This window comes from Oscillibacter sp. PC13 (assembly GCF_900115635.1).
Taxonomy (GTDB): Bacteria; Bacillota; Clostridia; order Oscillospirales; family Oscillospiraceae; genus Oscillibacter.
Map to the genome: position 1 here is coordinate 39,574 of NZ_FOXE01000009.1, position 24,051 is coordinate 63,624.

General features: G+C 56.5%; 26 protein-coding genes and 1 other annotated feature. Of the genes, 22 read left to right on the top strand and 4 right to left on the bottom strand.

Annotated features, from left to right (window positions below):
• Window positions 1-54: 54 nt before the first annotated feature.
• From der to BMZ81_RS06955, 3 genes are read left to right on the top strand one after another with little or no spacing between them, the layout of a single operon-like run.
• On the top strand, window positions 55-1,380 hold the full coding sequence (gene der, locus BMZ81_RS06945; RefSeq protein WP_091130214.1) for a ribosome biogenesis GTPase Der: 1,326 nt from the start codon (window positions 55-57) through the stop codon (window positions 1,378-1,380).
• A 3-nt stretch (window positions 1,381-1,383) separates the two neighbouring features.
• The gene (locus tag BMZ81_RS06950; RefSeq protein ID WP_091130216.1) at window positions 1,384-2,073 is read left to right on the top strand and encodes a glycerol-3-phosphate acyltransferase; all 690 of its coding nucleotides are present in this window, start codon (window positions 1,384-1,386) and stop codon (window positions 2,071-2,073) included.
• Window positions 2,074-2,077: 4 nt separating this feature from the next.
• Window positions 2,078-3,082, top strand: a complete 1,005-nt coding sequence (locus BMZ81_RS06955; RefSeq protein ID WP_091130218.1) for an NAD(P)H-dependent glycerol-3-phosphate dehydrogenase — start codon at window positions 2,078-2,080, stop codon at window positions 3,080-3,082.
• A 141-nt stretch (window positions 3,083-3,223) separates the two neighbouring features.
• Here BMZ81_RS06955 and rpmB read toward each other — a convergent pair whose 3' ends face one another.
• A complete protein-coding gene (rpmB, locus tag BMZ81_RS06960; RefSeq protein WP_091130221.1) occupies window positions 3,224-3,412 on the bottom strand; it encodes a 50S ribosomal protein L28 in 189 nt (62 codons plus the stop codon).
• Window positions 3,413-3,713: 301 nt separating this feature from the next.
• Here rpmB and hprK point away from each other — a divergent pair, with 301 nt between their 5' ends.
• The 9 genes from hprK (at window position 3,714) to BMZ81_RS07010 (ending at window position 14,100) form a co-directional block, all read left to right on the top strand.
• Window positions 3,714-4,640: an HPr(Ser) kinase/phosphatase gene (hprK, locus tag BMZ81_RS06965; RefSeq protein WP_347498055.1), complete on the top strand. Its 927-nt coding sequence runs from the start codon at window positions 3,714-3,716 to the stop codon at window positions 4,638-4,640.
• Window positions 4,641-4,655: 15 nt separating this feature from the next.
• Window positions 4,656-5,591, top strand: a complete 936-nt coding sequence (locus BMZ81_RS06970; RefSeq protein WP_091130225.1) for an ROK family protein — start codon at window positions 4,656-4,658, stop codon at window positions 5,589-5,591.
• Between the two features lie 20 nt (window positions 5,592-5,611).
• On the top strand, window positions 5,612-6,535 hold the full coding sequence (gene murB / locus BMZ81_RS06975) for a UDP-N-acetylmuramate dehydrogenase (RefSeq protein WP_091130228.1): 924 nt from the start codon (window positions 5,612-5,614) through the stop codon (window positions 6,533-6,535).
• Window positions 6,536-6,550: 15 nt separating this feature from the next.
• Window positions 6,551-7,414 (top strand): RNase adapter RapZ, encoded by an 864-nt coding sequence (gene rapZ / locus BMZ81_RS06980; protein WP_091130231.1) that lies wholly within the window; start codon window positions 6,551-6,553, stop codon window positions 7,412-7,414.
• Between the two features lie 16 nt (window positions 7,415-7,430).
• Window positions 7,431-8,507 carry a gluconeogenesis factor YvcK family protein gene (locus BMZ81_RS06985; protein ID WP_091130233.1) on the top strand — a complete coding sequence of 359 codons (1,077 nt, stop codon included), beginning with the start codon at window positions 7,431-7,433 and terminating at the stop codon, window positions 8,505-8,507.
• A gap of 90 nt (window positions 8,508-8,597) precedes the next feature.
• Window positions 8,598-9,626 carry a DNA-binding protein WhiA gene (whiA, locus tag BMZ81_RS06995; protein ID WP_242942584.1) on the top strand — a complete coding sequence of 343 codons (1,029 nt, stop codon included), beginning with the start codon at window positions 8,598-8,600 and terminating at the stop codon, window positions 9,624-9,626.
• A 28-nt stretch (window positions 9,627-9,654) separates the two neighbouring features.
• Window positions 9,655-10,116 carry a C-GCAxxG-C-C family protein gene (locus BMZ81_RS07000; protein WP_177187236.1) on the top strand — a complete coding sequence of 154 codons (462 nt, stop codon included), beginning with the start codon at window positions 9,655-9,657 and terminating at the stop codon, window positions 10,114-10,116.
• Between the two features lie 5 nt (window positions 10,117-10,121).
• Complete coding sequence (locus BMZ81_RS07005) at window positions 10,122-10,559, top strand: DUF3788 domain-containing protein (protein ID WP_091130378.1); 438 nt, start codon at window positions 10,122-10,124, stop codon at window positions 10,557-10,559.
• Window positions 10,560-10,614: 55 nt separating this feature from the next.
• Window positions 10,615-14,100, top strand: a complete 3,486-nt coding sequence (locus tag BMZ81_RS07010; RefSeq protein WP_091130238.1) for a DNA polymerase III subunit alpha — start codon at window positions 10,615-10,617, stop codon at window positions 14,098-14,100.
• Between the two features lie 150 nt (window positions 14,101-14,250).
• On the opposite strand, the gene BMZ81_RS07015 is transcribed toward BMZ81_RS07010, so the two are convergent.
• Window positions 14,251-14,802: a DUF4364 family protein gene (locus BMZ81_RS07015; protein ID WP_091130240.1), complete on the bottom strand. Its 552-nt coding sequence runs from the start codon at window positions 14,800-14,802 to the stop codon at window positions 14,251-14,253.
• A gap of 282 nt (window positions 14,803-15,084) precedes the next feature.
• On the opposite strand from BMZ81_RS07015, the gene BMZ81_RS07020 reads away from it, so the two are divergent.
• Both BMZ81_RS07020 and BMZ81_RS07025 read left to right on the top strand, forming a co-directional pair.
• Window positions 15,085-16,170 carry a DUF3048 domain-containing protein gene (locus BMZ81_RS07020; protein WP_091130243.1) on the top strand — a complete coding sequence of 362 codons (1,086 nt, stop codon included), beginning with the start codon at window positions 15,085-15,087 and terminating at the stop codon, window positions 16,168-16,170.
• Window positions 16,171-16,292: 122 nt separating this feature from the next.
• Complete coding sequence (locus BMZ81_RS07025) at window positions 16,293-17,132, top strand: hypothetical protein (RefSeq protein ID WP_091130245.1); 840 nt, start codon at window positions 16,293-16,295, stop codon at window positions 17,130-17,132.
• Between the two features lie 85 nt (window positions 17,133-17,217).
• Here BMZ81_RS07025 and gdhA read toward each other — a convergent pair whose 3' ends face one another.
• Window positions 17,218-18,567 (bottom strand): NADP-specific glutamate dehydrogenase, encoded by a 1,350-nt coding sequence (gdhA, locus tag BMZ81_RS07030; protein WP_091130247.1) that lies wholly within the window; start codon window positions 18,565-18,567, stop codon window positions 17,218-17,220.
• A gap of 325 nt (window positions 18,568-18,892) precedes the next feature.
• Between gdhA and BMZ81_RS07035 the strand changes: the two genes are divergently transcribed.
• The gene (locus BMZ81_RS07035) at window positions 18,893-19,456 is read left to right on the top strand and encodes a phosphoribosyltransferase family protein (RefSeq protein ID WP_091130249.1); all 564 of its coding nucleotides are present in this window, start codon (window positions 18,893-18,895) and stop codon (window positions 19,454-19,456) included.
• Window positions 19,457-19,590: 134 nt separating this feature from the next.
• On the opposite strand, the gene ruvX is transcribed toward BMZ81_RS07035, so the two are convergent.
• On the bottom strand, window positions 19,591-20,010 hold the full coding sequence (ruvX, locus tag BMZ81_RS07040) for a Holliday junction resolvase RuvX (protein ID WP_091130380.1): 420 nt from the start codon (window positions 20,008-20,010) through the stop codon (window positions 19,591-19,593).
• 284 nt (window positions 20,011-20,294) lie between these two features.
• On the opposite strand from ruvX, the gene rpmG reads away from it, so the two are divergent.
• The 7 genes from rpmG to rplL all read left to right on the top strand — a co-directional run bounded on the left by rpmG (window position 20,295) and on the right by rplL (window position 23,868).
• Window positions 20,295-20,444: a 50S ribosomal protein L33 gene (gene rpmG, locus BMZ81_RS07045; protein ID WP_022289376.1), complete on the top strand. Its 150-nt coding sequence runs from the start codon at window positions 20,295-20,297 to the stop codon at window positions 20,442-20,444.
• A 37-nt stretch (window positions 20,445-20,481) separates the two neighbouring features.
• Window positions 20,482-20,697 carry a preprotein translocase subunit SecE gene (secE, locus tag BMZ81_RS07050; RefSeq protein ID WP_091130251.1) on the top strand — a complete coding sequence of 72 codons (216 nt, stop codon included), beginning with the start codon at window positions 20,482-20,484 and terminating at the stop codon, window positions 20,695-20,697.
• A 14-nt stretch (window positions 20,698-20,711) separates the two neighbouring features.
• Complete coding sequence (gene nusG, locus BMZ81_RS07055; protein WP_091130254.1) at window positions 20,712-21,236, top strand: transcription termination/antitermination protein NusG; 525 nt, start codon at window positions 20,712-20,714, stop codon at window positions 21,234-21,236.
• 125 nt (window positions 21,237-21,361) lie between these two features.
• Window positions 21,362-21,787, top strand: coding sequence for a 50S ribosomal protein L11 (gene rplK / locus BMZ81_RS07060; protein WP_091130256.1), 426 nt, complete (start codon window positions 21,362-21,364; stop codon window positions 21,785-21,787).
• A gap of 108 nt (window positions 21,788-21,895) precedes the next feature.
• Window positions 21,896-22,588 carry a 50S ribosomal protein L1 gene (gene rplA, locus BMZ81_RS07065; RefSeq protein ID WP_091130258.1) on the top strand — a complete coding sequence of 231 codons (693 nt, stop codon included), beginning with the start codon at window positions 21,896-21,898 and terminating at the stop codon, window positions 22,586-22,588.
• 139 nt (window positions 22,589-22,727) lie between these two features.
• Window positions 22,728-22,857, top strand: a sequence feature (ribosomal protein L10 leader region).
• A gap of 32 nt (window positions 22,858-22,889) precedes the next feature.
• Window positions 22,890-23,450, top strand: coding sequence for a 50S ribosomal protein L10 (gene rplJ / locus BMZ81_RS07070; protein ID WP_091130260.1), 561 nt, complete (start codon window positions 22,890-22,892; stop codon window positions 23,448-23,450).
• Between the two features lie 46 nt (window positions 23,451-23,496).
• The gene (gene rplL / locus BMZ81_RS07075; protein WP_091130263.1) at window positions 23,497-23,868 is read left to right on the top strand and encodes a 50S ribosomal protein L7/L12; all 372 of its coding nucleotides are present in this window, start codon (window positions 23,497-23,499) and stop codon (window positions 23,866-23,868) included.
• The last annotated feature ends 183 nt before the right edge of the window (window positions 23,869-24,051 follow it).

Below are 24,051 nucleotides of genomic sequence, written 5' to 3' on the forward strand. Positions count from 1 at the left end.
ATAAATATGTATTTTTATGATCATCAAAGAAACAAGGAAGGGAAGTGAGAGCCGATGAAACCCATCGTTGCCATCGTGGGCCGCCCCAATGTGGGCAAGTCCATGCTGTTTAATAAGCTGATTGGCAGACGGCTTTCGATTGTGGAGGATACGCCGGGCGTTACCCGGGACCGGATTTATGGAGAGACAGACTGGAACGGCCGCTCTTTTACACTGATTGATACGGGAGGTATCGAGCCCCGCACAGACAATCAAATTTTGGAGTTCATGCGGGATCAGGCTCAGATTGCCATTGACAATGCCAATGTTATCATCTTTTTGACGGATATCAAAACAGGGCTTACCGCATCAGATCATGAGGTGGCCAATATGCTGCTGCGCTGCGGAAAGCCGATTGTCCTGGCAGTGAACAAAATGGATTCCACTGGATTGCCAGATCCGGACTACTATGAGTTTTATAACCTCGGCTTGGGAGATCCGATTGCCGTTTCAGCCGTCCACGGCCACGGCACAGGGGATCTGCTGGATGCCTGCATCCAGTATTTTCCGCCGGAGGAAGAGGAGGAAGAGGAAGACGACGCCATCCGTGTGGCAGTCATCGGTAAGCCAAACGCTGGAAAATCTTCCTTGGTGAACAAGATTCTGGGAGAGCAGCGGATGATCGTCTCCAATGTGGCGGGCACCACACGGGATGCCATTGACTCCCGGTTTGAAAATGACAAAGGCAAGTTCGTCTTTATCGACACCGCAGGTCTCCGCAGGAAGTCCAAGGTGGAGGAGAGCATCGAAAAGTACAGCGTGCTCCGGGCCACCATGGCCATTGAGCGCAGCGACGTATGCCTGATTATGATTGATGCCACCGAGGGCGTTACGGAGCAGGATACCAAGGTGGCGGGACTGGCTCATGAGGCAGGGAAGGCCAGCATTATTGTGGTGAACAAGTGGGATCTGGTGGAGAAAGACGGCAAGACCATGGACCAGATGCGGGAGAAAGTTCGCCAGGAGCTTGGCTTCATGGCCTATGCGCCCATTCTCTTTATTTCTGCAAAAACCGGCCAGCGGGTGGACCGGCTGTTCGAGCTCATCGATTATGTTTCCAACCAGGCTTCTACCCGTATTACCACCGGTATGCTGAACAATGTCCTGGCAGATGCACAGACCCGGGTTCAGCCGCCCTCTGACAGAGGACGCCGGCTGAAAATCTACTATATGACCCAAGTGGCGATTCGCCCGCCCCATTTTGTGGTGTTCTGCAACGACGCCCGTCTGTTCCATTTTTCTTATCAGCGGTATCTGGAGAATTGCCTTCGGAATACCTTCGGCCTGGAGGGGACACCCATTATCCTCTCCATCCGGCAGAAGAGCGACAAGGAGGAGTAAGAGATGCCAATGCTTTTAAGCGGGGAAGTCGCGCTGGAAATCATGATGGTTCCAGCCGGATGGAAGCTGTTTTTGATGCTTCTGGTGTCTGCGATGGTGTCTTATCTGCTGGGCTGTTTCAACGGGGCCGTTATTGTTTCCAAGTATATTTTGCGGGACGATGTGCGGAACCACGGCAGCGGCAATGCCGGGCTGACGAACTTTCACCGTACCTTCGGCGGCCCGCTGACCGCTGTGGTTATCCTGGCCGATGTATTGAAGGCGGTTCTTGCCGTTTTGCTGGGTGCCTGGGTGTTTGGCACAATGGGGGCTGTGCTCTTCGGCAAGTACTGGGCGGCCCTGTTTTGCCTGCTGGGCCACATGTTCCCCTGCATGTTCCACTTTAAGGGCGGAAAGGGAATTCTCTCCGGCGGCACCATCGCCATTATGATTGACTGGCGGATTGCCCTGGTGGTTTGGGGCGGATTTTTAATTCTCTCTATTCTGACAAAGTATGTGTCTCTCGGCTCACTTTGGGCTGGTGCGAGTTTTCCGTTTGCAACCTGGCTTTGCTATCCGGAACCAATAATTGTGGTACTGGGATTTTTCATCGGGGGACTTGTGGTGTGGCAGCACCGCGGGAATATCCAGCGGCTGCTGGGCGGTACGGAGAACAAGTTCAGCCTCCATCATAAAACGGAAGGGAAGTCATAACAAGATGAAAGCAGTGGTAGTGGGCAGCGGCGGCTGGGGCACAGCCCTCAGCCAGGTCCTGTGTGACAATGGACATGAGACCTACCTGTGGTCCCATAATCCGGAAAAAGCGGCGGAGATGGCCAAAGGCCGGGAAAACCCTTTGCTGAAGGGTGTGATTCTGCCGGAGAGCCTGCACATCACCAGCGATCTGGAATGTGTGCGGGGAGCGGATCTGGTGGTCAGTGCGGCCCCCTCTTTTGCTGTTCGGGCAACGGCACGGAAGCTGGCCCACTATCTAACGCCGGAGACGATTCTGGTGTCCGTCTCCAAAGGTATCGAGCGGGATACCAACCTCCGTATGAGCCAGATTCTGCAGGAGGAGACTAAAAATATCTGTAAAGTAGTTGCACTTTCTGGCCCCTCGCATGCAGAGGAGGTAGGCGTCCGGCAGCCGACGGGGTGTGTTTCTGCCTGTCCGGATCGGGCGGCCGCCCGGTTTGTACAGGATGCCTTTATGACCAATTACTTCCGCGTTTACACCAGCTATGACATCGTGGGTGTGGAGTTGGCTGCGGCGCTGAAGAACGTGATTGCGCTCTCCTGCGGAATCTGCACAGGGCTGGGCTATCAGGACAATACAAAAGCACTGCTGATGACCCGGGCCATGGCGGAGATCACCCGCCTGGGTGAGCAGCTGGGCGGAACCCGGCGCACTTTTGGCGGCCTTGCCGGCATGGGGGATTTAATTGTCACCTGCACCTCGCTGCACTCCCGGAACAACCGGGCCGGCATTCTGATCGGCCAGGGAAAGACGCCTCAGGAGGCCATGGCAGCGATTGGTGCCGTGGTGGAGGGCTATTACGCCGCCGAGAGCATTCACCAGCTGGCGGAACAGGAACAGGTTGAAATGCCCATCTGCCGCTGTGCCTATGAGGTGCTGTACCACGGAAAGCAGGTTCGGGATGTAGTGACGGAGCTGATGACCCGTGCCAAAAAGGACGAGCTGCTGGAGCGGAGCTGGATGTAAGCAGGAAAGTGGAGGACAAATGTCCTCCACTTTGGATTTCTGTGTCAAAAGATCTGCTTTTGAACGGAAAACAAGAAAGAGAAACAGCGGCTTTGCATAAAAAAATCCCGAACCAACAGGTTCGGGATTTTATCCGTCATATCAGATCGCTCTGGTGACCTTGCCGGAACGCATACACCGGGTACAAACATACACATGGCGGGGGGAACCATTGACGATCGCCTTCACACGCTTCACATTGGGCTTCCAGGGACGATTGGAACGCCGGTGAGAGTGAGACACTTGAATGCCGAAGGTTACGCCCTTGTCGCAAAACTCGCACTTAGCCATCCGTTGCACCTCCTTGCTGTTGCGTACTACGCGCCTTTTCACAGGCACAGCTGATATCATAACAGAAATAACGGAGAAATGCAAGAAGAAATTACAAAAAAATTGCAGGAATTTGAAAAGGCATCAGGTGGGCAGGTGTTGCGAAAACGGGGAAATTCATATATAATAAGGGCAACATTACAGAAACGGATTTTTGAGGAATAATTTTTGACAGCACTGCCGGGCGTTTACCGGTGTGTGAAGTGCATCCGGAAAACGCCGGATGCCGGAAAGGTGAAGAAAAACCATGGGCGCACAGGGAATGAAAATAACGGAATTTGTTGCTCTATTTGATCTGGAAGTACTGAACCAGGGCAGCGACTATGAGTCGGCACTGCTGACCATTACGGACGTCAATCGGCCCGGATTGCAGTTTCATGATTTCTATGACTACTTTGACCAGCGTCGCCTGCAGGTGATTGGCAAGGCGGAAGTGACCTATCTGAAAGGCCTGACGGAGGAGCAGCGGCGGAAGTGTTTTGACGATTTGTTCCTTTACGATATCCCGGCCTTGGTGATTTCCAGGGGGCTGGAGTGTTTTCCAGAGTGCCTGGAAAGCGCAGTAAAGCATGAAAAAACCCTTCTGCGGACACAGGAGACCACGGTGGATTTCACCAGCCATACCATTGAGTACCTGAACCGGGTGCTGGCTCCCTGCGTAACCCGGCACGGCGTACTGCTGGACATCTATGGCGAGGGCGTTATGATTACCGGTGACTCCGGCATCGGCAAGAGCGAGGCTGCCATTGAGCTGGTGATGCGGGGCCACCGCTTGGTGGCGGACGATGCGGTGGAGATCCGCCGGGTTTCCAATCAGCTGTTCGGCACTGCGCCGGAGGTGATTCGCCACTATATTGAGCTGCGGGGTATCGGTGTGATCGACGTGCGGCAGCTGTTCGGCATGAGAGCCATCATGAAGGAGGCTGGAATCGACTTGGTGGTACAGTTCGAGCAGTGGGACAACACAAAATTTTACGACCGCCTGGGGATTGAAAACCATTATACGGAAATCCTGGATGTGAAGGTGCCCTGTGTGACCATCCCGGTTCGCCCGGGACGGAACCTGGCCAGCATCGTGGAGGTGGCGGCCATGAACAACCGCCATCGCCGGTATGGGTACAACGCAGCTCAGGAGCTGGCCCGGCGAGTCGATCTGCGAGCGGATGCCGGCAGCGGAAAGAAGTCTTAAGCGGAGGCAAAAAACATGTTTGTCGGCATTGATGTTGGAGGCACGAACCTAAAGGCGGGATTGGTGGATGAAACAGGCCGTATTCTGGCGGTCAAGCGGATTCCATTGGATTTCCAGGGCGCGGACGCGTTTGCACAAACCCTGGCTGAGCTCTCTGAGACGGTTATACAGGAGGGCGGAGCGAAAAACGATGAGATTGCATATGTGGGAATGGGATTGCCCGGCGCGGTGTCTGGCGGCAATGTGCTGTTTATTACGAATATCCCCATGGAGAATGTGCCGCTGGAAGCACTATTCCGCCGGCATCTTGATTTGCCGCTGCTGCTGGGAAATGACGCAGACTGCGCCGCAGTGGGAGAGTATTTCTGCGGGGCAGGGAGAGGGACCCGGGACTTTGCGGTGGTAACGCTTGGAACTGGAATTGGTGCGGGCCTGATATTGGATGGAAAGCTCCGCGGCGGGCTTTCTTCCAGCGAGGCAGGGCACCTGGTCATTTGCCACGGCGGAGAGCCCTGCAATTGCGGCCGCAGGGGCTGCTGGGAGAGCTATGCCTCTGCCACGGCACTGATCCGTCTGACCCGGTCCGCCATGGCGGCCCACCCGGAAAGTGTGCTTCATGCCGTTGCTGCGGCCAGCGGCGGTGTGGAGGGCCGAACGGCCTTTGACGCGGCGGAGGCAGGAGATGAGACCGCGCTGGCAGTGTGCCGGGAGTATGTGGAATATCTGGCAGACGGCGCTGTCAGCCTGGTGAATATCCTGCGGCCGGAGGTGCTGGCCATTGGCGGCGGTGTAGCAGCAGCTCCGGATCATCTTTTGCTGACGCCGCTGCGTGAGCTGGTGGGCCGTGAGTGTTATGCTCGGCACGGCGGGCGGTTTACCCGCATCCTGCGGGCGGAACGGGGCAATGATGCGGGATTGATTGGCGCGGCATTTTTGGGCCGCGCAATTTGATGATGGTAGGAGGTCCCTGGATGGACTGGGTGGAACAACTGGATGAACAAATCGCAGCATACCTGCCAGATCTAAAAGTGGCATGCGAGGAGCCCATGAGCCGGCATACCTCGTTTCATATCGGCGGCCCGGCACGACGAATGGCGTTTCCTGCCAGCGGAGAACAGGCCGTACTGCTGTTGAATTTTGCAAAGACATGTGGTGCACGGCCTCTGGTGATTGGCAACGGCACGAATCTGCTGGTACCGGATGCGGGACTGAACCGCTTGGTGATCGACACCTCCGCCGGGCTGAACCAAGTGGAGAACGGGGAAGCGCCGCACACCATTTTAGCGGAGGCAGGCGTTTCCCTGGCACGTCTGGCGGATTTTGCCTGTCGGCAGGGACTTACAGGACTGGAATTTGCCCACGGTATTCCCGGAACAGTGGGTGGCGGCGTGTGCATGAACGCCGGTGCCTACGGCGGAGAGATGAGGCAGATTGTCCAAAGCGTATCAGTTCTGTTTCCAGAAGAGGGAGTGCGGTGTCTTTCCGGTGAGGAAATGGCGTTCGGCTATCGCCACAGCCTGCTGTCGGACTATCCAGATGCGGTGGTGTTGTCTGCGGTGTTTTCACTGATGCCCGGAGAGCCGGCGGCTATCCGGGAGCGGATGCGGGAGCTGATGGCAAAACGCAAGGCCAGCCAGCCGCTGGAATACCCCAGTGCAGGCAGCACATTTAAACGCCCGGCAGGCTATTACGCCGGGACGCTGATTGACGAGTGCGGGTTAAAGGGACTGACAGTCGGGGGTGCGCAGGTGAGCGAAAAGCATGCGGGATTTGTGATCAACTTGGGCGGTGCGACCTGCAGGGATGTCAGATTGCTAATCGAGGAGGTACAGACGCGGGTATTTTCAGAAAAGGGAGTCCGGCTCGAGCCGGAAGTCCGGATTCTGGAGGAGTAAGAAAGGCGTTTTAAAATGGAGATTTTGATTATCTCGGGCCTTTCCGGCGCGGGAAAGAGTAGGGCGGCGTCCTTTTTGGAGGATGCGGGCTTTTATATTGTGGATAACATGCCCGCCGCCATGATTTTGAAATTTGCAGAGTTCTGCGCCGTAAGCAACGGCCGGTATGACCGGGTGGCCCTGGTGTACGATGTGCGGACGGCAGACTCGTTTGCAGAACTGTTTGACGTGCTGGATAAGCTGAAGTCGTCGGACGGCGTTTGCAGGATGCTGTTTCTGGAGGCATCGCCGGAAACCGTCATTAAGCGGTATAAGGAAACACGGCGGAAGCATCCGCTGCGGGAGAGCGTGGATTCTCTGGAGGAGGCTGTGCACCGGGAGCGGGAGCTGATGCAGCCGGTGAAGGAACGGGCAGATTTTGTGATTGACACCTCCCGCCTCTCCACTGCCCAGCTGCGGAGCGAGCTGCTGCGGTTGTTTGACAGCAAAGGGGAAAAAGGCGGCATGCTGGTCCATGTCACCTCCTTTGGGTTTAAGTATGGCCTGCCTATGGAGGCAGACCTGGTGTTCGACGTGCGGTTTATGCCGAACCCTTACTATATTGAGACCCTGCGGGAGAAAACCGGCTTGGATCAAGATGTGTATGATTATGTCTTCAGTTTTCAGCAGACAAAGGACTACATAGAAAAACTGGAGGATCTGCTGGCGTTTTCCCTACCCCTGTATGCGGAGGAGGGAAAGACATCCCTGGTGATTGCTGTAGGCTGCACTGGGGGGCATCACCGATCTGTTGCGGTAACGCATGCGCTGACAGAGCAGATCCGGCAGAAGGGTTACCAGGTGACAGAGAACCACCGTGACATGAGCCGCAGCGTGTGAACGGGAAAGGAACTCCATGGAATATCAAAGACCATCCTATCGGCTCCCCAGGGCACATGGCCCAAAGGTTGCTGTCATCGGCGGCGGCCACGGTCTGTCTACCATGCTGCGGGGCCTGAAGCAATATACAGAGAATCTTTCCGCTATCGTCACGGTGGCGGATGACGGCGGCGGCAGCGGGATGCTGCGGCAGGACTTAGGGATGCTGCCCCCCGGCGACATCCGCAACTGCATGGAAGCGCTGGCCAACACAGAACCCGTGATGCGGGAGCTGCTGCACTACCGGTTTACGGACGGGGCTCTGGCTGGTCAGAGCTTCGGCAATCTGTTCCTGGCGGCGCTGAATGGGATCTCCACGTCCTTTGACATCGCTGTGAGCCGCATGAGTGAGGTTCTGGCCATCACCGGCCGGGTGCTGCCGGTAACCACCGCGGATGTGCAGCTGGAAGCGGAATTTGAAAATGGCGCCAGTGTGGTCGGAGAGTCTAAAATCTTTTACTGTAAAAAGCAGGAGGACTGCCGCATTAAGCAAGTGCGGCTGATTCCGGCGCATCCAAAAGCACTGCCGGCGGCCATGGCGGCCATTCGGGATGCAGACATGGTTGTTCTGGGACCGGGGAGCCTGTATACCAGCATCATTCCAAACCTGCTGGTGGACGGCATTGTAGAGGCGATTCAGCAGTCCGACGGGCTGAAGATTTTCGTCTGCAATGTGATGACCCAGGAGGGAGAGACAGAGGGGTACACTGTTTCTGATCACATTGCGGCGCTGTTTCACCACTCGGTGCCGGGCCTGTTTGATCTGTGCCTGACCAATTCTTCTCCCATTCCAAAGGGCGTGGCTGCGCGGTATGCGGAGGAAGGGGCGGAGCGCATTCGATGCGACACAGAAGCCTGCACAAAGCTTGGGGTGGAGATTGTCAACCGGCCCATTGCTACGGTGGAAAACGGGTTTGTACGGCATCACCCAGGGCACCTGGCCAGGGAATTGATTCTGCTCCACGCGGAGCGGAGCGTCCGTATTGCCGGCAATCGCTTCGACTACCGGGATGATACCTATCTGGTGGAGGACTGGAAAAAAGAGAAGCGGTAAAAAGGCGGGGCGGCCGTGTGGATTGCAGCATGGCTGTCTGATGTTGCCGGACTGGTGCGATACAAAGACTGACAGAGAGAGGAACGCTTCATGTCCTTTTCCTTTGATACGAAAAATGAATTGTGCAAGCTGCCGGTGCAAAGGATCTGCTGCGCTAGGGCGGAGGCATATGGCATCTTGTTGTACTGCAATACTTTTCACTCGGCGGAAATCCGCATTATTACGGAAAACCCCAATTTTGCGGCGCGGCTGCCAAAGCTTTTTCACCGGGCCTTTAACCTGCAGTTTGATCGGCGTCCAGAACTGGATCAGATCCGATTGAGTGGGGGAGACCCCCATCAGGAGGCAAAAGGTGAAGACAGAAAACGGACTTCCACCGCTGTCGGACAGGAGCGGGGCATGGGAGGGAAGGATGGTTTGGCCGGAGATGTGGCGGCGCAGTCCGGAAAGCTGGTATTTCAAATTACGGAGCCGCAAAAGCTGGCCCATATCATCAATTTGTTTGGCTACAGCCCCCGGCAGAATCCGGTACTGCACATCAATTTCGGCTTGCTGGAGGAAGAGTGCTGCCGGGCCGCTTTCCTGCGAGGTGTGTTTTTTGCCGGCGGCAGTATGACAGATCCGCTGAAACGGTATCATCTGGAGCTGACGACCTCTCATTTGCAGGTCAGCCGGGAGTTGGAGGTGCTGCTGCGGGAAAACGGGTTTCCACCAAAAAGCATCGCCCGGAACGGCAGCTTTGTTACCTATTTTAAGCAAAGCGACCAGATTGAGGATTTCCTGACTCTAATCGGCGCACCGGTGGCGGCCATGAATATTATGTCCGCCAAGTTGGAAAAGGATCTGCGCAACAGTGTGAACCGTCGGCTCAACTGCGACAGCGCCAATTTGGATAAGGCGGTGGAGGCGGCACAGGAACAGCTGGAGGCCATCCGGAAACTGATGGGGGCCGGCCTTTTGGAACAGCTGCCGGACAAGCTGCAGCTGACGGCGGCGCTGCGGCTGGAGAATCCGGAACTGACCCTCTCGGAGTTGGCTGGAGAATTTGACCCGCCGGTGACGAAATCCTGTTTGAACCACAGGCTTCGTAAAATTATGGAACTGGCGAAAACATTATAAAATATTTACATCATGAGGAGTAATGAAGATGGATCGTTGTACAAAGGCCTATGAATATCACAAGCAGGGATTTAACTGCGCCCAGTCTGTTGTGGCGGCGTTTACGGATTTGACAAAGGTTCCGGTGGAGACAGCTGCGGCAATGGCCGGCGGCATCGGCGGAGGCGTGGGAGGCAGCCACGCGGAAATGTGCGGTGCCCTCAGCGGCGCGGTGATGGTGCTGGGGCTGCTGTATCCCCATACGGAGGCAGGAGACACCGCTTCCAAAAAGCAGGTTTATGCCAAAAGCAAGGAGTTCCGGCAGCGCTTTGAGGGGATCTTCGGAAAGACCCGCTGCGGCGAGCTACTGGCGGCCCGGCCCGGCGTCAGCAATCGCACACCTGCGGCCCAGCGGATGAGTATCACCGGCCACTGCGATATCATGATTGTTACCGCAGTGGAGATTTTGGAGGAGATGCTGGCGGAAAGCGTAAAGAATAGCCGGGTGTGACAGAAATGGCGGAGTGGAGCGTACAGTTTCCCCAAACGCTGCAGCCGGGGATAGATGAGATAGATGCCTACGTGGAAAATCCACTTTGGAAAGAGCTGCAGGCCTTTTTGCAGGATACCTATGGTGCGAAGCCAGCCATCCAATACAGCCGGTGCGGACTGGAACCGGGTTGGAATGTAAAATATAGAAAAGGGGGCCGCGCCCTTTGCACAGTTTATATCCGCTCCGGCTATGTGACAGTGATGATTTCCATTGGGGAGCGGGAGGAGCAGGAAGCGCAGGCGGCCCTGCTGACCTGTACTGCGGATACAAGGGCGTTGTATCAGCGTACATCTGCCTCTAAAATGGGGCGGTGGCTGATGCTGGATGTCACCCGGCCGGAAATGTTGGAGGATGTGAAGGCCCTACTGCTGGTGCGGGTCCGTCCAGTGAAAAAAGCCTGACACGGCGCATCTGGCAGGGATGTAAGACCAAAAGAGGAAAGAGAGGCGGTTCGCCATGTCCTTCGTTCACTTACATGTCCATACGGAGTACAGCCTGCTGGACGGCGCCTGCCGTATCAAGGACTTGCCCAGGAGCGTGAAGGAGATGGGCCAAACGGCCTGCGCCATTACCGACCATGGGGTGATGTACGGCGTGATTGACTTCTATCGCGCCTGCCGGGCGGAGGGGGTCAAGCCCATCATTGGTTGCGAGGTCTATGTGACCCCGCAGGGCCGTACCCGCTTTGACAAAATCCATGAGTTCGACGCGGAGAGCCGTCACTTGGTGCTGCTGTGCGAGAATGAGGAGGGGTACCGCAACCTCTCCTATCTGGTGTCCATGGCCTGGACGGAGGGCTTTTACATCCGCCCCCGTATCGACCAGGCGCTGCTGCGAAAGCACAGTCGGGGCCTGATTGCCCTGAGCGCATGCCTGGCCGGGGAGATTCCACGGCGGCTGCGGAACGGGGAATATGAGAACGCGAAGCAGTACGCCCTGGAGATGGCGGAGCTGTTCGGCCCGGACCGGTTCTATCTGGAGATACAGGACCACGGCATCCGGGACCAGGCGGTTGTCAACCAGGGGATTCTGCGCATCCATCGGGAGACAGGAATTCCCATGGTCTGCACCAATGACGCCCACTACCTCCGGAAGGAGGACGCGGAGGCCCATGATGTACTGCTTTGCATCCAGACCGGAAAGACCCTGGATGACGAGAACCGGATGCGGTATGAGCCGCGAAACTTCTATCTCCGCAGTGAGGCGGAGATGGCGGCGTTGTTCGGGGAGTTTGAGGGCGCTGTGGAGAATACCGCGAAAATTGCCGAAATGTGCAATCTGGACTTTACCTTCGGCAAGTACCACCTGCCGGAATTCCAGCTGCCGCCTGGATATGACAGCTTTTCCTATCTGAAAAAACTCTGCGATGACGGCTATCGGGAGCGGTATGGGGAGGACAACCAGTACCGGAGCCAGCTGGAGTACGAGCAGAACATGATTGAGAAGATGGGATTCACCGACTATTTCCTCATCGTCTCGGACTTCGTCCGCTACGCCAAGGGCGCTGGGATTCCCGTGGGGCCGGGCCGCGGCAGCGCGGCGGGAAGCATGGTCAGCTACTGCCTGCACATTACGGACATTGACCCCATGCAGTACAGCCTGTACTTTGAGCGGTTTTTGAACCCGGAGCGGGTCAGCATGCCGGATATTGACATGGACTTCGGTGATACCCGCCGGGGCGAGGTGGTGGACTATGTCCGCCGGAAATACGGCGACGACCATGTGGCCCAGATTGTCACCTTCGGCACCATGGCGGCCCGGGGCGTCATCCGGGACGTGGGACGGGTGATGAACATTCCCTATGCCCAGGTGGATCAGATTGCAAAGCAGGTGCCAAATACCCTGCATATTACGCTGGAGGACGCCCTGCGGCTGAGCAAACCCCTCCGGGAGCTGTATGAGACCGATCAGCAGGTGAAGGCGCTGATTGACACTGCCAGGGCCTTGGAGGGCATGCCGCGCCACGCCTCCACCCATGCTGCCGGCGTGGTGATTACGAAGCAGCCGGTATACGAGTACGTGCCCCTGGCGAAAAACGATGACGCCGTAGTCTGCCAGTACGTCATGACGACACTGGAGGAACTGGGGCTTTTGAAAATGGACTTCCTGGGGCTGCGGAATCTGACGGTGCTGGACGACGCGGTAAAGATGGTGCAGGAGCGGCAGCCGGACTTCCGGCTGGAGGAGATCCCGGAGGATGACAGGGAGACCTTTGAGATGATTTCACGCGGCCAGACCAGCGGTGTGTTCCAGATGGAGTCCACCGGCATGACCGGCGTGTGTGTGGGGCTCAAGCCCCAGAACATTGAGGACATCACCGCTATCATTGCCTTGTACCGCCCCGGCCCCATGGACTCCATCCCACGGTTTATTGCCTGTAAGCAGGATCCTTCAAAAATCAAGTACAAGCACCCGGCACTGCAGCCTATCCTCTCCATCACTTACGGCTGCATTGTCTATCAGGAACAGGTGATCCAGATCTTCCAGCAGCTGGGCGGCTACTCCCTGGGGCAGGCGGACATGGTGCGGCGGGCCATCTCCAAAAAGAAGGCCGCCCAAATCCAAAAAGAGAAGGACGCCTTTATTCACGGTGACAAGGAGAGAGACATTACAGGATGCATTGCAAACGGCATTCCGGAGACAACGGCCGAGGCCATTTACCAGGAGATCTATGATTTTGCCAACTACGCCTTCAATAAGGCCCACGCTGTTTCCTATGCGGTGGTGGCCTATCAGACGGCGTATTTCAAGTGCCATTTTACGAAAGAATACATGGCGGCGCTGCTGACCTCCGTATTGGACAACTCCGAGAAGGTCTCCGGCTATATCAGCGAGTGCAAGGACTGCGGCATCGCGCTGCTGCCGCCGGACATCAACCGTTCTGAGGATCGGTTTACAGTGGAGGAGAACGGGATCCGCTTTGGCCTGGTGGCCATCAAAAACATCGGCCGTGGTTTTATCCAGGCGGTGATGCGGGAGCGGGAGAGCAGGCCCTTTGCCACGCTCCATGACTTCTGCGAGCGGATGGCTGGAAGCGACATCAACAAGCGCGCGGTGGAGAATTTGATTCGCGCGGGAGCCTTTGACGCAACCGGCGCCCGCCGTTCCCAGCTGCTGCAGGTCTATGAGTCCATCATGGATTCCGCGGCAGGCAGCCTCCGGCAGAACCTGGAGGGACAGCTGGATTTTTTCTCTATGGCGGTGGAAAACGGAATAATATCCAGTGCTGTAAAGGATATTCCGTTGCCGGACATTCCGGAATTTACTCCCCAGCAGCTGATGACCATGGAGAAAGAGACCACGGGGCTCTATCTCTCCGGGCACCCCATGGACGCCTACCGGGATGCGGTTCGCCGGTTGGGCGCGCCCTCCATCGGGGCGATTTTAGGCGACTTTGCCCAGGAAGGCGGGCCGACCCGCTTTGCCGACGACCAGCGCATCACCATTGCAGGTGTGGTGACCTCCAGCAAAACCAAGACAACCAAAAACAACTCTCTGATGGCCTATGTGGTGGTGGAGGACGACACCGCCGCCATGGAACTTCTGTGCTTTTCCCGGGTGCTGGACACCTGCGGCGCCTATCTGAGGGAGAACCAGGCGGTGGTGGTGAAGGGGCGGTTGTCCGTCCGGGATGAAAAGGCACCCCAAATCCTGTGTGATTCCGTGTACCCCCTGTCCAACGAGGAGGGGAGTCCGGCACCGGCGGCGACAAGGGGAGAGAAGGAGCTGCCGGGTGGTGTGCTGTATTTGAAATTCCCCAGCCTGGAGCATCCGTCTGTGCGGCACATGAAGCTGGTGTTTCAGATGTTCCCCGGCACCACCCCGGTGAAGATGGTGATGGCCGACACTCGGAAGGTCTATGGCAGCAGTGTCCTGCTTCACCAGGCGCTGGTGGCGGAGGCACAGGAGATCCTCGGACCGGAGAATGTGGTGGTAAAATGACGGCGGATCGGAGGAGCGTTCGTTTCAAAACCTCCGCAGGAAAGGATTCTATCCGCAGGGAAGTACGCAACGAAAAAAGGCCAGGCGCTGCAGCGCCTGGCCTTTTTGATCGATCTATTCGTTCAGACGCTCTGCCTGAGCGTAAAATAACTATGCTTTCGATTCCTCTTCCGGATCTGAGGACATCAGCACGCCGATGATCTCACTGTAAATCCGCTCCGGCGATTTCTGGAACCGACTTGCCAACATGGTGGCCATATCCTCCCGGGGAATGGCCAGCTGCAGTTCCATGACGCTGCCCATGTCATCCAGCAAAGAGAGCGCCACCGTGTAGGTGCCGTTAGCCCGCTTGGTGACATCGGCCTTCACCTGGCTCTTCCGGCGGAGCTTCCGGTTGCAGTTGGCCAGATTCTTATCGCACCGGAGCCGGACGGAATAGGGGAGACTGGACTCGCAGATTTGGCTGTTCCGCAGCCCCTTATCCGTAATGGCGTACAACCCCTCTTCCGAAAGCGTCAGGTGCTCGGTCCGCACCAAATCCGCCAGGCATTCGGAAAAATCAAAATAGTCAATGGCATCGTCACACAGCGTTAAATCCAGCACGGTGTCAAAGGGAATCGGCTCAATGACCCGGGCGGCAATATAGAGAATCAAAAACTTGATTTCCAGCTTGTCGTGAATAAAACCACGGCCTCCCGCCATGTGCCACACCTCCTTCGTGTTGTATCTGCTTTCATTATAGCGTAGTTTTCGCCGGTTTGTACAGTATGAAATGAAAGTTTCTTTGCAAAATAACCAGACAAACAGATGCCGGCCCCGGAATGCCCGCTGCGGGAATGGCCAGCCGGATTCAGCAGCACTGGGAGAAAAAGGAGCTGGGAGATGTGAGGCGGCCTGTCGGGATTTGCCGGATTTTGTCTTGACGGTTCTTTCTGCCGCTGGTATCATAGTGGTTGACCATAATATGAGAGGCGGCGGACATCAATGAAGAAACGGGTTCTTGCGGTGCTTTTGGCACTGCTGATGCTCTTGGCCCTGGCAGGCTGCGGCGAACAGGAGACACCGGAAGAACCGCTGGAGGAGACGCCGGTCATGGAGCCAGAGCCCATCGAGCAGACGGAGCCGGAGCCCTATGTACCCGCCGGAACGAATCCGCTGACGGGAGAGCCCATGGAGCCGGCATTTGAAAGCAGCCGCCCGGTGGCGGTCATGTTCAACAACCTGGAGACGGCCCAGCCCCAGCTGGGGATCTCCCAGGCGGACATCATCTATGAGGTTCCCGCCGAAGGGGGCATTACCCGGATGCTGGGGGTTTACCAGACGCTGGAGGGAGTGGATACCCTGGGCAGCGTACGCTCTGCAAGACCTTATTACCTGGAGCTGGCGCTTGGGCACGACGCCCTGTATGTCCACGCCGGCGGCAGCCCGGAGGCCTACCGGGACATCCCCGCTTGGGGGGTGGACAATATGGACGGCGTCAACGGCGGCAGCGACGCCGGAATTTTCTGGCGGGATGCGGACCGGCGAAAGACCATGGGCTATGAGCACAGCATGGTGACCTCCGGGGAGAAGATTCTCACCTATCTGGCGGAGGGGCATTTCCCCACGGAGCACGAAGATGCCTGGCGGTATCCACAGGCCTTTGCGGAGGATGGAACGCCTGCGGACGGGACAGCGGCGGAGCACATCTCCCTGAAATACTCCTATTATAAGACGGGGACCTTTGATTATGATTCCACCTCCGGGAAATACCTGGTGGGCCAGTACGGCGGTTCCTATACCGACGGAAGCACGGGGGAGCAGGTATGTGTGACCAACGTGCTGGTGCTGGAAACCAGCATCTATGTGATTTCCGGGGACACGGCGGGACGGCTGAATGTGAAGCTCACCGGCAGCGGCGCCGGCACCTATTTCTGCGGCGGGAAGTCCGTGCCCATCCGGTGGAGCAAGGACGACCGGAACAGCCCGCTGGTTTATACGCGGGAGGATGGGAACCCGCTGGTGCTGGGGCAGGGGAAGAGCTACGTGTGTATCATGAGTCCCAAAAGCAGTACATTGACCATTGCGTAAGAGAAGAGGGGAAAGAGGACGCCTGATGGGCGTCCTCTTTTTGCACCCTCTGGAAATCGGCGCATACACTGGATTGAAAGAATCCTTCTTTCATTTCAGCTACTTATTTAGGAGGTATTGCAATGCCCGAGAAAGTTATGCCCGGTCCCGTGGAGGACGCGCGCGGCATCCGAGAGGCGGTTTGCATCCATACCAGGAAGATTTATGATTCCTGCCGCGATAAAGACTGCATCGAAGACCTGCGCTTTTATCCGAAGCTGCAATATGTGGACGTCATCAACAGGGCGCTGTCCGTCAAGGGCGGCTCCGCCAGACTGCTGTATGTCTACGTAGACGTGGAGCCTGTCAGCTTCAACCGAGGCTTCTACACCGTAGATATGCGCTTTTTCTACAATGTGACCCTGCAGGCCTATCTCAGCTGCCCGGCCCCTGTTACGGTGGAGGGCCTGTGCGTATTTGACAAGCGGGTGATTTTGTTCGGCAGCGAGGGGAACGCCAAGATCTTCTCTTCTGAGCTGCGGACCGGAGAGCCCGACATCCAGATGATGAAGCGGGCCAATGCGCCGATCGCCGTGGTGGAAGCCGTCGATCCAATTGTGCTGGATGCCCGGCTGATGGAGTGCTGCTGCAAACGGGACTGCGACTGTGATCTGTGCGAGGTGCCGTCCTTTGTCAACAACTGCTTTGACGGCGAACTCTCCAGCGGCGATGACAACCGCCGGATTTATGTGACCCTGGGCCAGTTCTCCATTGTGCGTCTGGAGCGGGACTCCCAGCTGCTGGTGCCGGTGTACGATTACTGCATGCCCGACAAGGAGTGCTCCTGCGGCAGCGGCGGCGGGGAGGATCCCTGCTGCATCTTCCGCAACATCGCATTCCCCACCGGCGAGTTTTTCCCGCCCAATACGGTGCGGATGCCGGAGAATTACGAGGAGACCAAGAGCTTCTGCTGCTGCCCGTAAGGCGGCGGACAAAAAGACAGGCGGCGGGATTTCCCGCCGCCTGCTTTTGTATCAAATTGGAAAGCGTTGGAGAGACAGCTTCCAATCAGAAGATACCCTGCGCCATCATGGCGTCCGCCACCCGCTGGAAGCCAGCGATGTTGGCGCCGGCCACCAAGTTGTATCCCAGGCCGTATTCCGCCGCAGCGTCTACGCTGGCCTGGTAGATATTGTTCATAATCTGGTGCAGCCGCTGGTCCACCTCGTCCTCAGTCCACACCAGCCGCTCACTGTTCTGCACCATCTCCAGAGCGGAGGTGGCCACACCGCCGGCATTGACCGCCTTGCTGGGCGCCACAATCACGCCGGGCTGCGCCATCAGGAAAGCCAGGGCGTCATTGGTGGTGGGCATATTGGCTACCTCAATGTAATATTTCACGCCGTTGGCCGCAATTTGCTTGGCCTGCTCCAGATGCACATCGTTCTGCATGGCGGAGGGCATACAGATGTCCACCTTCACGCCCCAGGGCTTTTCGCCGGGGTAGAAAACCACACCAAACTTATCTGCATAGTCCTGTACCCGGTTCCGGCCGCTGGCCCGCATTTCCACCAGGTAGTCGATCTTCTCCGGGGTTGCCACACCGTCAGGATCGTACACATATCCATCCGGACCGGAGAGAGTCACCACCTTGGCACCCAGTTCCGTGGCCTTTTTGCAAATGCCCCAGGTTACATTGCCGAAGCCCGCACAGGCGATGGTCTTGCCCGCAATCTGCTCGCCTTCGTGCTTCAGGACATTTTCCAGATAGTAGACCGCACCGTAGCCCGTGGCCTGCGGCCGCACCAGGGAGCCGCCGGAGGCAAAGTCCTTGCCGGTGAGCACGCCGTTCTCCCACGCGCCGCGCAGGCGGCGGTACTGGCCGAAGAGGTAGCTGATCTCCCGGGTGCCCACGCCCATATCACCGGCGGGAACGTCGATGTCCGGGCCAATGTAGCGGTGCAGTGCCGTCATAAAGGACTGGCAGAAACGCATAATCTCTCCATCGGATTTCCCGGTGGGATCGAAGTCGCTGCCGCCCTTGCCGCTGCCGATGGGCAGGCCGGTAAGGGAGTTTTTAAAGGTCTGCTCGAATGCCAGGAACTTGACAATGCTGAGATTGACGTCCTTCTGGAACCGCAGGCCGCCTTTATAGGGGCCGATGGCACCGTTAAACTGGCAGCGATAGCCGGTGTTGGTGTGCCAAGTGCCGTCGTCAGCCATCCAGGTCACCCGGAAGGTAAAGGTCCGCTCCGGTTCCACCATGCGGCTCAAAAGGTCCGCTTTCTCATATTCGGGGTGCTTTTCCACAACCGGTTCCAAAGAGGTGAACACCTCTTCCACCGTTTGAACAAACTCCGGCTCGTCAGCGTGCTTGGCCTTCACATTTTCTATCACACTGCGCAGATATGCATTCATGCTGCATCCTCCTTATGTGCTTTGTTATTTGTTTGACATGAATAAAGTTTTGTGCCCTTCCATAATTTTAGTTTAGCATTTTTGCTGGAAAGAAACAAGCGTTTCTTTTGGCATACCCGGCAATCCGTTTTGTGATGGCGGAAAAAAGAACGGGAGAATTTTGTGCAGTTTCACGGAATCCTAAAAAATGCTGAAAATCCGATGTTTTTGCGGGAATCCGGGGCACCGCCTTATTGACTTATTTTCTGGAACTTGTATAATATTTGCGGTATCACGATTCCAGAAACCCGCGTTGGCGGGAAGTTGAAAGAGAGGCGCGTTTTTTATGCATACCTATCCGATGAATGTGGCGGGCCTGTACCGGGAGCTGCCCATCTGCAAGATTACGGACGACCTGTACATCGGCGCTTTTATTGTTTTTGGCGACGCGGAATTGACCGTTGCATGCGCCCGGGAGCTTTTGAAGCTGGTACCTGCCGACAGCTACGATTATATGCTGACAGCCGAGGCGAAGAGCATCCCGCTGATCCATGAGATGGCACGGCAGTCCGGCGCGTCCAAATACTTCATCGCCCGGAAGGGCCCCAAGGCCTATATGCCGGAACCCTTGCATGTTGTGGACAAATCCATCACCACCGCCGGAGAGCAGGAGCTGTATCTGGGGCGGGATGATGCGGATCTGATCCGCGGCAAACGGATTCTCCTGATGGATGATGTGATCTCCACGGGCGGATCCCTCCACGCCATGGAGTCCCTGGTGGAAATGGCCGGCGGTACCGTGACAGGCCGGGTGGCGGTCCTGGCCGAGGGCGGCGCGGCGGATCGGGCGGATATCTGCTTCCTGGAAAGGCTGCCGGTATTCAATGCGGACGGAACGGTAAAAGACTAAAGGCAGCCAACCCAACCACATACCAAGCAGTAAAAGCTTCAGAGGCGGCCATGGGCTGCTTCTGAAGCTTTTTTAACTGGATCCCGAAGAGAGGCGGCGTGTGCAAAAGCCTGTCCATGTGGCGGAGCGCCTCGTCATCCGTGGCTCTTTTTATAGGTGAGATATCCCTCCAGAATCAGGGAGGCTGCCACAGCATCCACTACCTTTTTTCGCTTTTTGGCATTTTTTCCACTGTTAAAGAGGATTTGGTGGGCGTCGATGGTGGTGCGCCTCTCATCCCAGAGGACGACGGGCAGGGAAGTGGCCTGGCGCAGCAGATCCGCCATGGCCCGGGCCTTTTCGGAACGGGGGCCGCGGGTGCCGTCCATATTGATGGGATGTCCCAGCACCAACTCCTCCACGCCGTACTCCCCAGCCAGGGCGGCAATACGATCTGCCACCGCTTCCGGGCGGTAGGCATCAATGGTGGTGGTGAAGCCGGCCAGGAAGCCAGTGGGGTCAGAGATGGCGATCCCGGTGTGGGCGTCGCCGTAGTCGATGGCCATAATGCGCATAAAATCTCCCTCGCTCTGCGAATTTCCGTTTTTCAGTTCCCTTATCATAGCATTCCGGGCGAAGAACCGCAAGAACAGAAAATTCCTGGCATTTTCTTGAAAAAACCGTTGACCTGCGGTTTGACTTGTGCTACAATCTTTCTTACCTGTGAAAAAGGGTTTTGTTGTCATGCGCTTTTTTCGCTTTTCGGCCATGACAAAAAATCTTTTCCAATCGGCAGGGAGGCAGTCGGTATCCCCGGCTGAAGCCGGACCGGATACCAATAATAAGGAGGTGCCGTTAGATGCGCGTGAAAGTGACCCTGAGATGCAACGAGTGCAAGCAGAGAAACTACAATACCATGAAGAACAAGAAGAACACTCCGGACAAGCTGGAACTGAACAAGTATTGCCCCTTCTGCAGAAAGCACACGCTCCACAGCGAAACCAAGTAACTGGTGAACGAATGATGAGAAAGGGCGTGTAACGAAAATGGCAGAAGAAGTCAAGAAGAAAAAGAACCGCGGCGCGTGGTTCCGTGAGATGAAAAGCGAACTGAAAAAGGTCGTATGGCCCAACCGGAAGACCGTGATGGCGAATACCGGTACGGTGCTGCTGTGCTCTTTGTGCATCGGTGCCTGCATCTGGATTTTTGACTTTGTGGCGGTTTCCGCTGTCCAGCTGATCCTCAGCGTCTTCGGCGCCTAAGAGGAGAAGAGACGATGTCAGACAGCGCGAAGTGGTATGTGGTGCATACCTATTCCGGCTATGAGAATGCCGTTAAGACCAGCATCGAGAAATTTGTCACTGGACGCGGTATGGAGGATAAGGTCCTGCGGATTGAAATCCCCATGGAAACCGTGACAGAGGTGACTGAATCCGGCACTTCCAAGGAAGTGGAGCGAAAGGTATTTCCCGGCTATGTGCTGATCAAAATGGTGATGACTGACGATACCTGGCACCTGGTGCGGAATGTCCGCGGTGTCACAGGCTTCGTGGGCTCTGCCAATAAACCGATTCCTCTTAGTGAGGAGGAGGTTCTGGCGATGGGCATGGAGAAGCATGAAATCGTCGTTAATTACAATGTGGGCGACCATGTAAAAATTATGGACGGCCCGCTGGCAAGCTTCACCGGCATTGTAGAGGAGATCGAGCCCGAGAAAAACCGAGTCAGCGTGATGGTCTCCATGTTCGGAAGAGAGACACCGGTGGAACTGGAACTCGACCAGGTCGAAGTTCAAAAGTAATGAGATAACCGCGCCCAAGGGCGCCGCCGCGTCGGGCGTTTCCGGCGCAAGTGGGAGGGGCCCAACGCCCCGCCAAAGACGGCTGACCGCCGCCACCACATTTATAATTTAGGAGGTGCTACTCCGTGGCACAGAAAATTACTGGTTATGTGAAGCTGCAGATTCCCGCAGGCAAGGCAACCCCCGCACCCCCCGTCGGTCCTGCTCTGGGCCAGCACGGCGTCAACATTGCTGCATTTACCAAGGAGTTCAACGAGCGCACCAAGAATGAGATGGGCATGATTATCCCCGTTGTCATTACGGTGTACGCCGACCGTTCCTTCTCCTTCATCACCAAGACGCCCCCTGCGGCTGTCCTGATTAAAAAGGAGTGCAACATTGAGTCTGGTTCCGGCGTGCCCAACAAGACCAAGGTGGCCACCATTTCCAAGGCCTCTGTCCAGAAGATCGCCGAAATCAAGATGCCTGACCTGAATGCTGCCAATCTGGAGTCTGCCATGAGCATGATCGAAGGTACCTGCCGCAGCATGGGCGTCACCATTGGTGAGTGATCCAGCCGCGCAACCGACTGACATTTAACAACAGCCGAGCGGCTGAAACAGCCGCTCCATACAGTGGGAGGATTTATTCCGAATAACCACTATGAGGAGGAAGTAACATTGTTTAGAGGCAAGAAATATCAAGAAAGTGCCAAGCAGATCGACAAGAATGCCCTGTACGACGCTGCGGAAGGCATGGCTCTTATCTGCAAGACCGCCAGCGCCAAGTTTGACGAGACGGTTGAGCTCCACGTGAAGTTGGGTGTTGACTCCCGCCACGCCGACCAGCAGGTGCGCGGCGCCATCGTGCTGCCCCACGGAACCGGCAAAACCGTCCGCGTCCTGGTGTTCGCCAAAGGCGACAAGGCGGATGCTGCCCGTGAGGCCGGCGCTGACTATGTCGGCGATATGGATCTGGTGGAGAAGATTCAGAAGGAAAACTGGTTTGAGTTCGACGTGGTTGTTGCCAGCCCCGATATGATGGGCGTGGTGGGCCGTCTCGGTAAGGTTCTGGGCCCCAAGGGCTTGATGCCCTCTCCCAAGGCCGGTACTGTGACTCCCGACGTAGGCAAGGCCGTGAAGGAAGTCAAGGCTGGTAAGATCGAGTACCGTCTGGACAAGACCAACATCATCCACTGCCCCATCGGCAAGGTCTCCTTCGGCGCTGAGAAGCTGCTCGAGAACTACAATGCCCTGATGGGTGCCATTCTGAAGGCGAAGCCCGCCTCCGCCAAGGGCCAGTATGTAAGAAGCTGCGTTGCCGCTTCTACTATGGGTCCCGGCGTGAAGATGAACACAGCAAAGCTGGTCTGAGGCACTGAAGAGGGAAGACCGCGTTCCTTTTTGACTCTGCCTGTTTGATTTGCCATTGGCAAGTCCACCGGCCTTATTTCCTTTTGGAACAGGTCGGAAAAATGTATATTTTGGTATTGACTTTTGTCAAATACTTAAATATAATATCAGATGCGTTCCAAAGACAGCAGGTGGGGGCAACCCCGTAAGTCCTGCCGAGGGCGGCAAATCGTAAGATTGCTATCCGTCCTTGTGTCTTTGCGGCACAAGGACGGTTCCTTTTTTGAACGCACCTACAATTCCTATGGAGGTGAACACAAGAATGCCTAACGCAAAGGTCTTATCTGAAAAGCAGGCCATCGTCGCCCAGCTGACTGAGAAGATCCAAAAGGCCACTGCGGGCGTGATTGTCGACTACAAGGGTATCACCGTTGAAGAAGACACTGCGCTGCGCAAAGAGTGCCGTGAGAGCAACGTGGATTATGCAGTTGTGAAGAACACTCTGCTCCGCTTTGCTTTTAACAACACTGGCCTGAATGATCTGGATGATCTGCTGAATGGCACCACTTCTCTGGCTCTGTCCGATGACGCTGTGGCTCCCGCCCGTGTCATGGCCAACTATGCCAAGAAGCTGGACGGCAAGTTCGAGATTAAGGGTGGCTTTATGGACGGCAAGCCCGTTGATCTGGCCACCATCAACTCTCTGGCTTCCATTCCCGCGCTGCCCATCCTGCAGGCACAGGTTCTGGGCACCATGCTGGCACCCATCACCGGCTTGGCTGTTGTCCTGAAGCAGATCGCAGAAAAGGGCGGAGAAGCCGCTGCCCCTGCTGAAGAGGCTGCCACCGCTGAGGAGGCCGCTCCCGCTCCTGCCGCTGAGTAATCAAACGGCGTCACATCTTTAAATTTACAATTAGGAGGCAAATACAATGTCTGAGAAAGTTACCGCTATGATCGAAGAGATCAAGGGCCTGACCGTTTTGGAGCTGTCCGAGCTGGTGCATGCCCTGGAGGAAGAGTTTGGTGTTTCCGCCGCTGCTATGGCTGCTCCCGCTGCCGGCGCTGCTGCTCCCGCTGCTGAGGAGAAGACTGAGTTTGATGTGGTCCTGACCGGCTTTGACGCTGCTGCCAAGATCAAGGTCATCAAGGCTGTCCGCGAGATCACCGGCCAGGGCCTGGCTGAGGCCAAGGCCACTGTCGAGGGCGCTCCCAGCACCCTGAAGGAAGGCGTTTCCAAGGACGATGCCGAGGCTCTGAAGAAGCAGGTCGAAGAGGCCGGCGGCAAGGTCGAGCTGAAGTAATTAAGGCATTTTGCTGAAAAAGTCCCTGTCCAATCGGACAGGGACTTTTTATCTGCTGAAGCCTGGTAAGACAGCAGGACGCAGTGGATGCTACAGAGCGTTCTTGCCGTAACTGTCCTTCAGTATACATCCGAATGTACAAAAGGAGGGAGAACTTTCGATTGTGGCGTGAAAGAGAACAGG

Coding starts and splice junctions, on each gene's coding strand:
- der (WP_091130214.1), top strand. CDS start 55: ATGAAACCCATCGTTGCCATCGTGGGCCGCCCCAATGTGGGCAAGTCC.
- BMZ81_RS06950 (WP_091130216.1), top strand. CDS start 1,384: ATGCCAATGCTTTTAAGCGGGGAAGTCGCGCTGGAAATCATGATGGTT.
- BMZ81_RS06955 (WP_091130218.1), top strand. CDS start 2,078: ATGAAAGCAGTGGTAGTGGGCAGCGGCGGCTGGGGCACAGCCCTCAGC.
- rpmB (WP_091130221.1), bottom strand. CDS start 3,412: ATGGCTAAGTGCGAGTTTTGCGACAAGGGCGTAACCTTCGGCATTCAA.
- hprK (WP_347498055.1), top strand. CDS start 3,714: ATGAAAATAACGGAATTTGTTGCTCTATTTGATCTGGAAGTACTGAAC.
- BMZ81_RS06970 (WP_091130225.1), top strand. CDS start 4,656: ATGTTTGTCGGCATTGATGTTGGAGGCACGAACCTAAAGGCGGGATTG.
- murB (WP_091130228.1), top strand. CDS start 5,612: ATGGACTGGGTGGAACAACTGGATGAACAAATCGCAGCATACCTGCCA.
- rapZ (WP_091130231.1), top strand. CDS start 6,551: ATGGAGATTTTGATTATCTCGGGCCTTTCCGGCGCGGGAAAGAGTAGG.
- BMZ81_RS06985 (WP_091130233.1), top strand. CDS start 7,431: ATGGAATATCAAAGACCATCCTATCGGCTCCCCAGGGCACATGGCCCA.
- whiA (WP_242942584.1), top strand. CDS start 8,598: ATGTCCTTTTCCTTTGATACGAAAAATGAATTGTGCAAGCTGCCGGTG.
- BMZ81_RS07000 (WP_177187236.1), top strand. CDS start 9,655: ATGGATCGTTGTACAAAGGCCTATGAATATCACAAGCAGGGATTTAAC.
- BMZ81_RS07005 (WP_091130378.1), top strand. CDS start 10,122: ATGGCGGAGTGGAGCGTACAGTTTCCCCAAACGCTGCAGCCGGGGATA.
- BMZ81_RS07010 (WP_091130238.1), top strand. CDS start 10,615: ATGTCCTTCGTTCACTTACATGTCCATACGGAGTACAGCCTGCTGGAC.
- BMZ81_RS07015 (WP_091130240.1), bottom strand. CDS start 14,802: ATGGCGGGAGGCCGTGGTTTTATTCACGACAAGCTGGAAATCAAGTTT.
- BMZ81_RS07020 (WP_091130243.1), top strand. CDS start 15,085: ATGAAGAAACGGGTTCTTGCGGTGCTTTTGGCACTGCTGATGCTCTTG.
- BMZ81_RS07025 (WP_091130245.1), top strand. CDS start 16,293: ATGCCCGAGAAAGTTATGCCCGGTCCCGTGGAGGACGCGCGCGGCATC.
- gdhA (WP_091130247.1), bottom strand. CDS start 18,567: ATGAATGCATATCTGCGCAGTGTGATAGAAAATGTGAAGGCCAAGCAC.
- BMZ81_RS07035 (WP_091130249.1), top strand. CDS start 18,893: ATGCATACCTATCCGATGAATGTGGCGGGCCTGTACCGGGAGCTGCCC.
- ruvX (WP_091130380.1), bottom strand. CDS start 20,010: ATGCGCATTATGGCCATCGACTACGGCGACGCCCACACCGGGATCGCC.
- rpmG (WP_022289376.1), top strand. CDS start 20,295: ATGCGCGTGAAAGTGACCCTGAGATGCAACGAGTGCAAGCAGAGAAAC.
- secE (WP_091130251.1), top strand. CDS start 20,482: ATGGCAGAAGAAGTCAAGAAGAAAAAGAACCGCGGCGCGTGGTTCCGT.
- nusG (WP_091130254.1), top strand. CDS start 20,712: ATGTCAGACAGCGCGAAGTGGTATGTGGTGCATACCTATTCCGGCTAT.
- rplJ (WP_091130260.1), top strand. CDS start 22,890: ATGCCTAACGCAAAGGTCTTATCTGAAAAGCAGGCCATCGTCGCCCAG.
- rplL (WP_091130263.1), top strand. CDS start 23,497: ATGTCTGAGAAAGTTACCGCTATGATCGAAGAGATCAAGGGCCTGACC.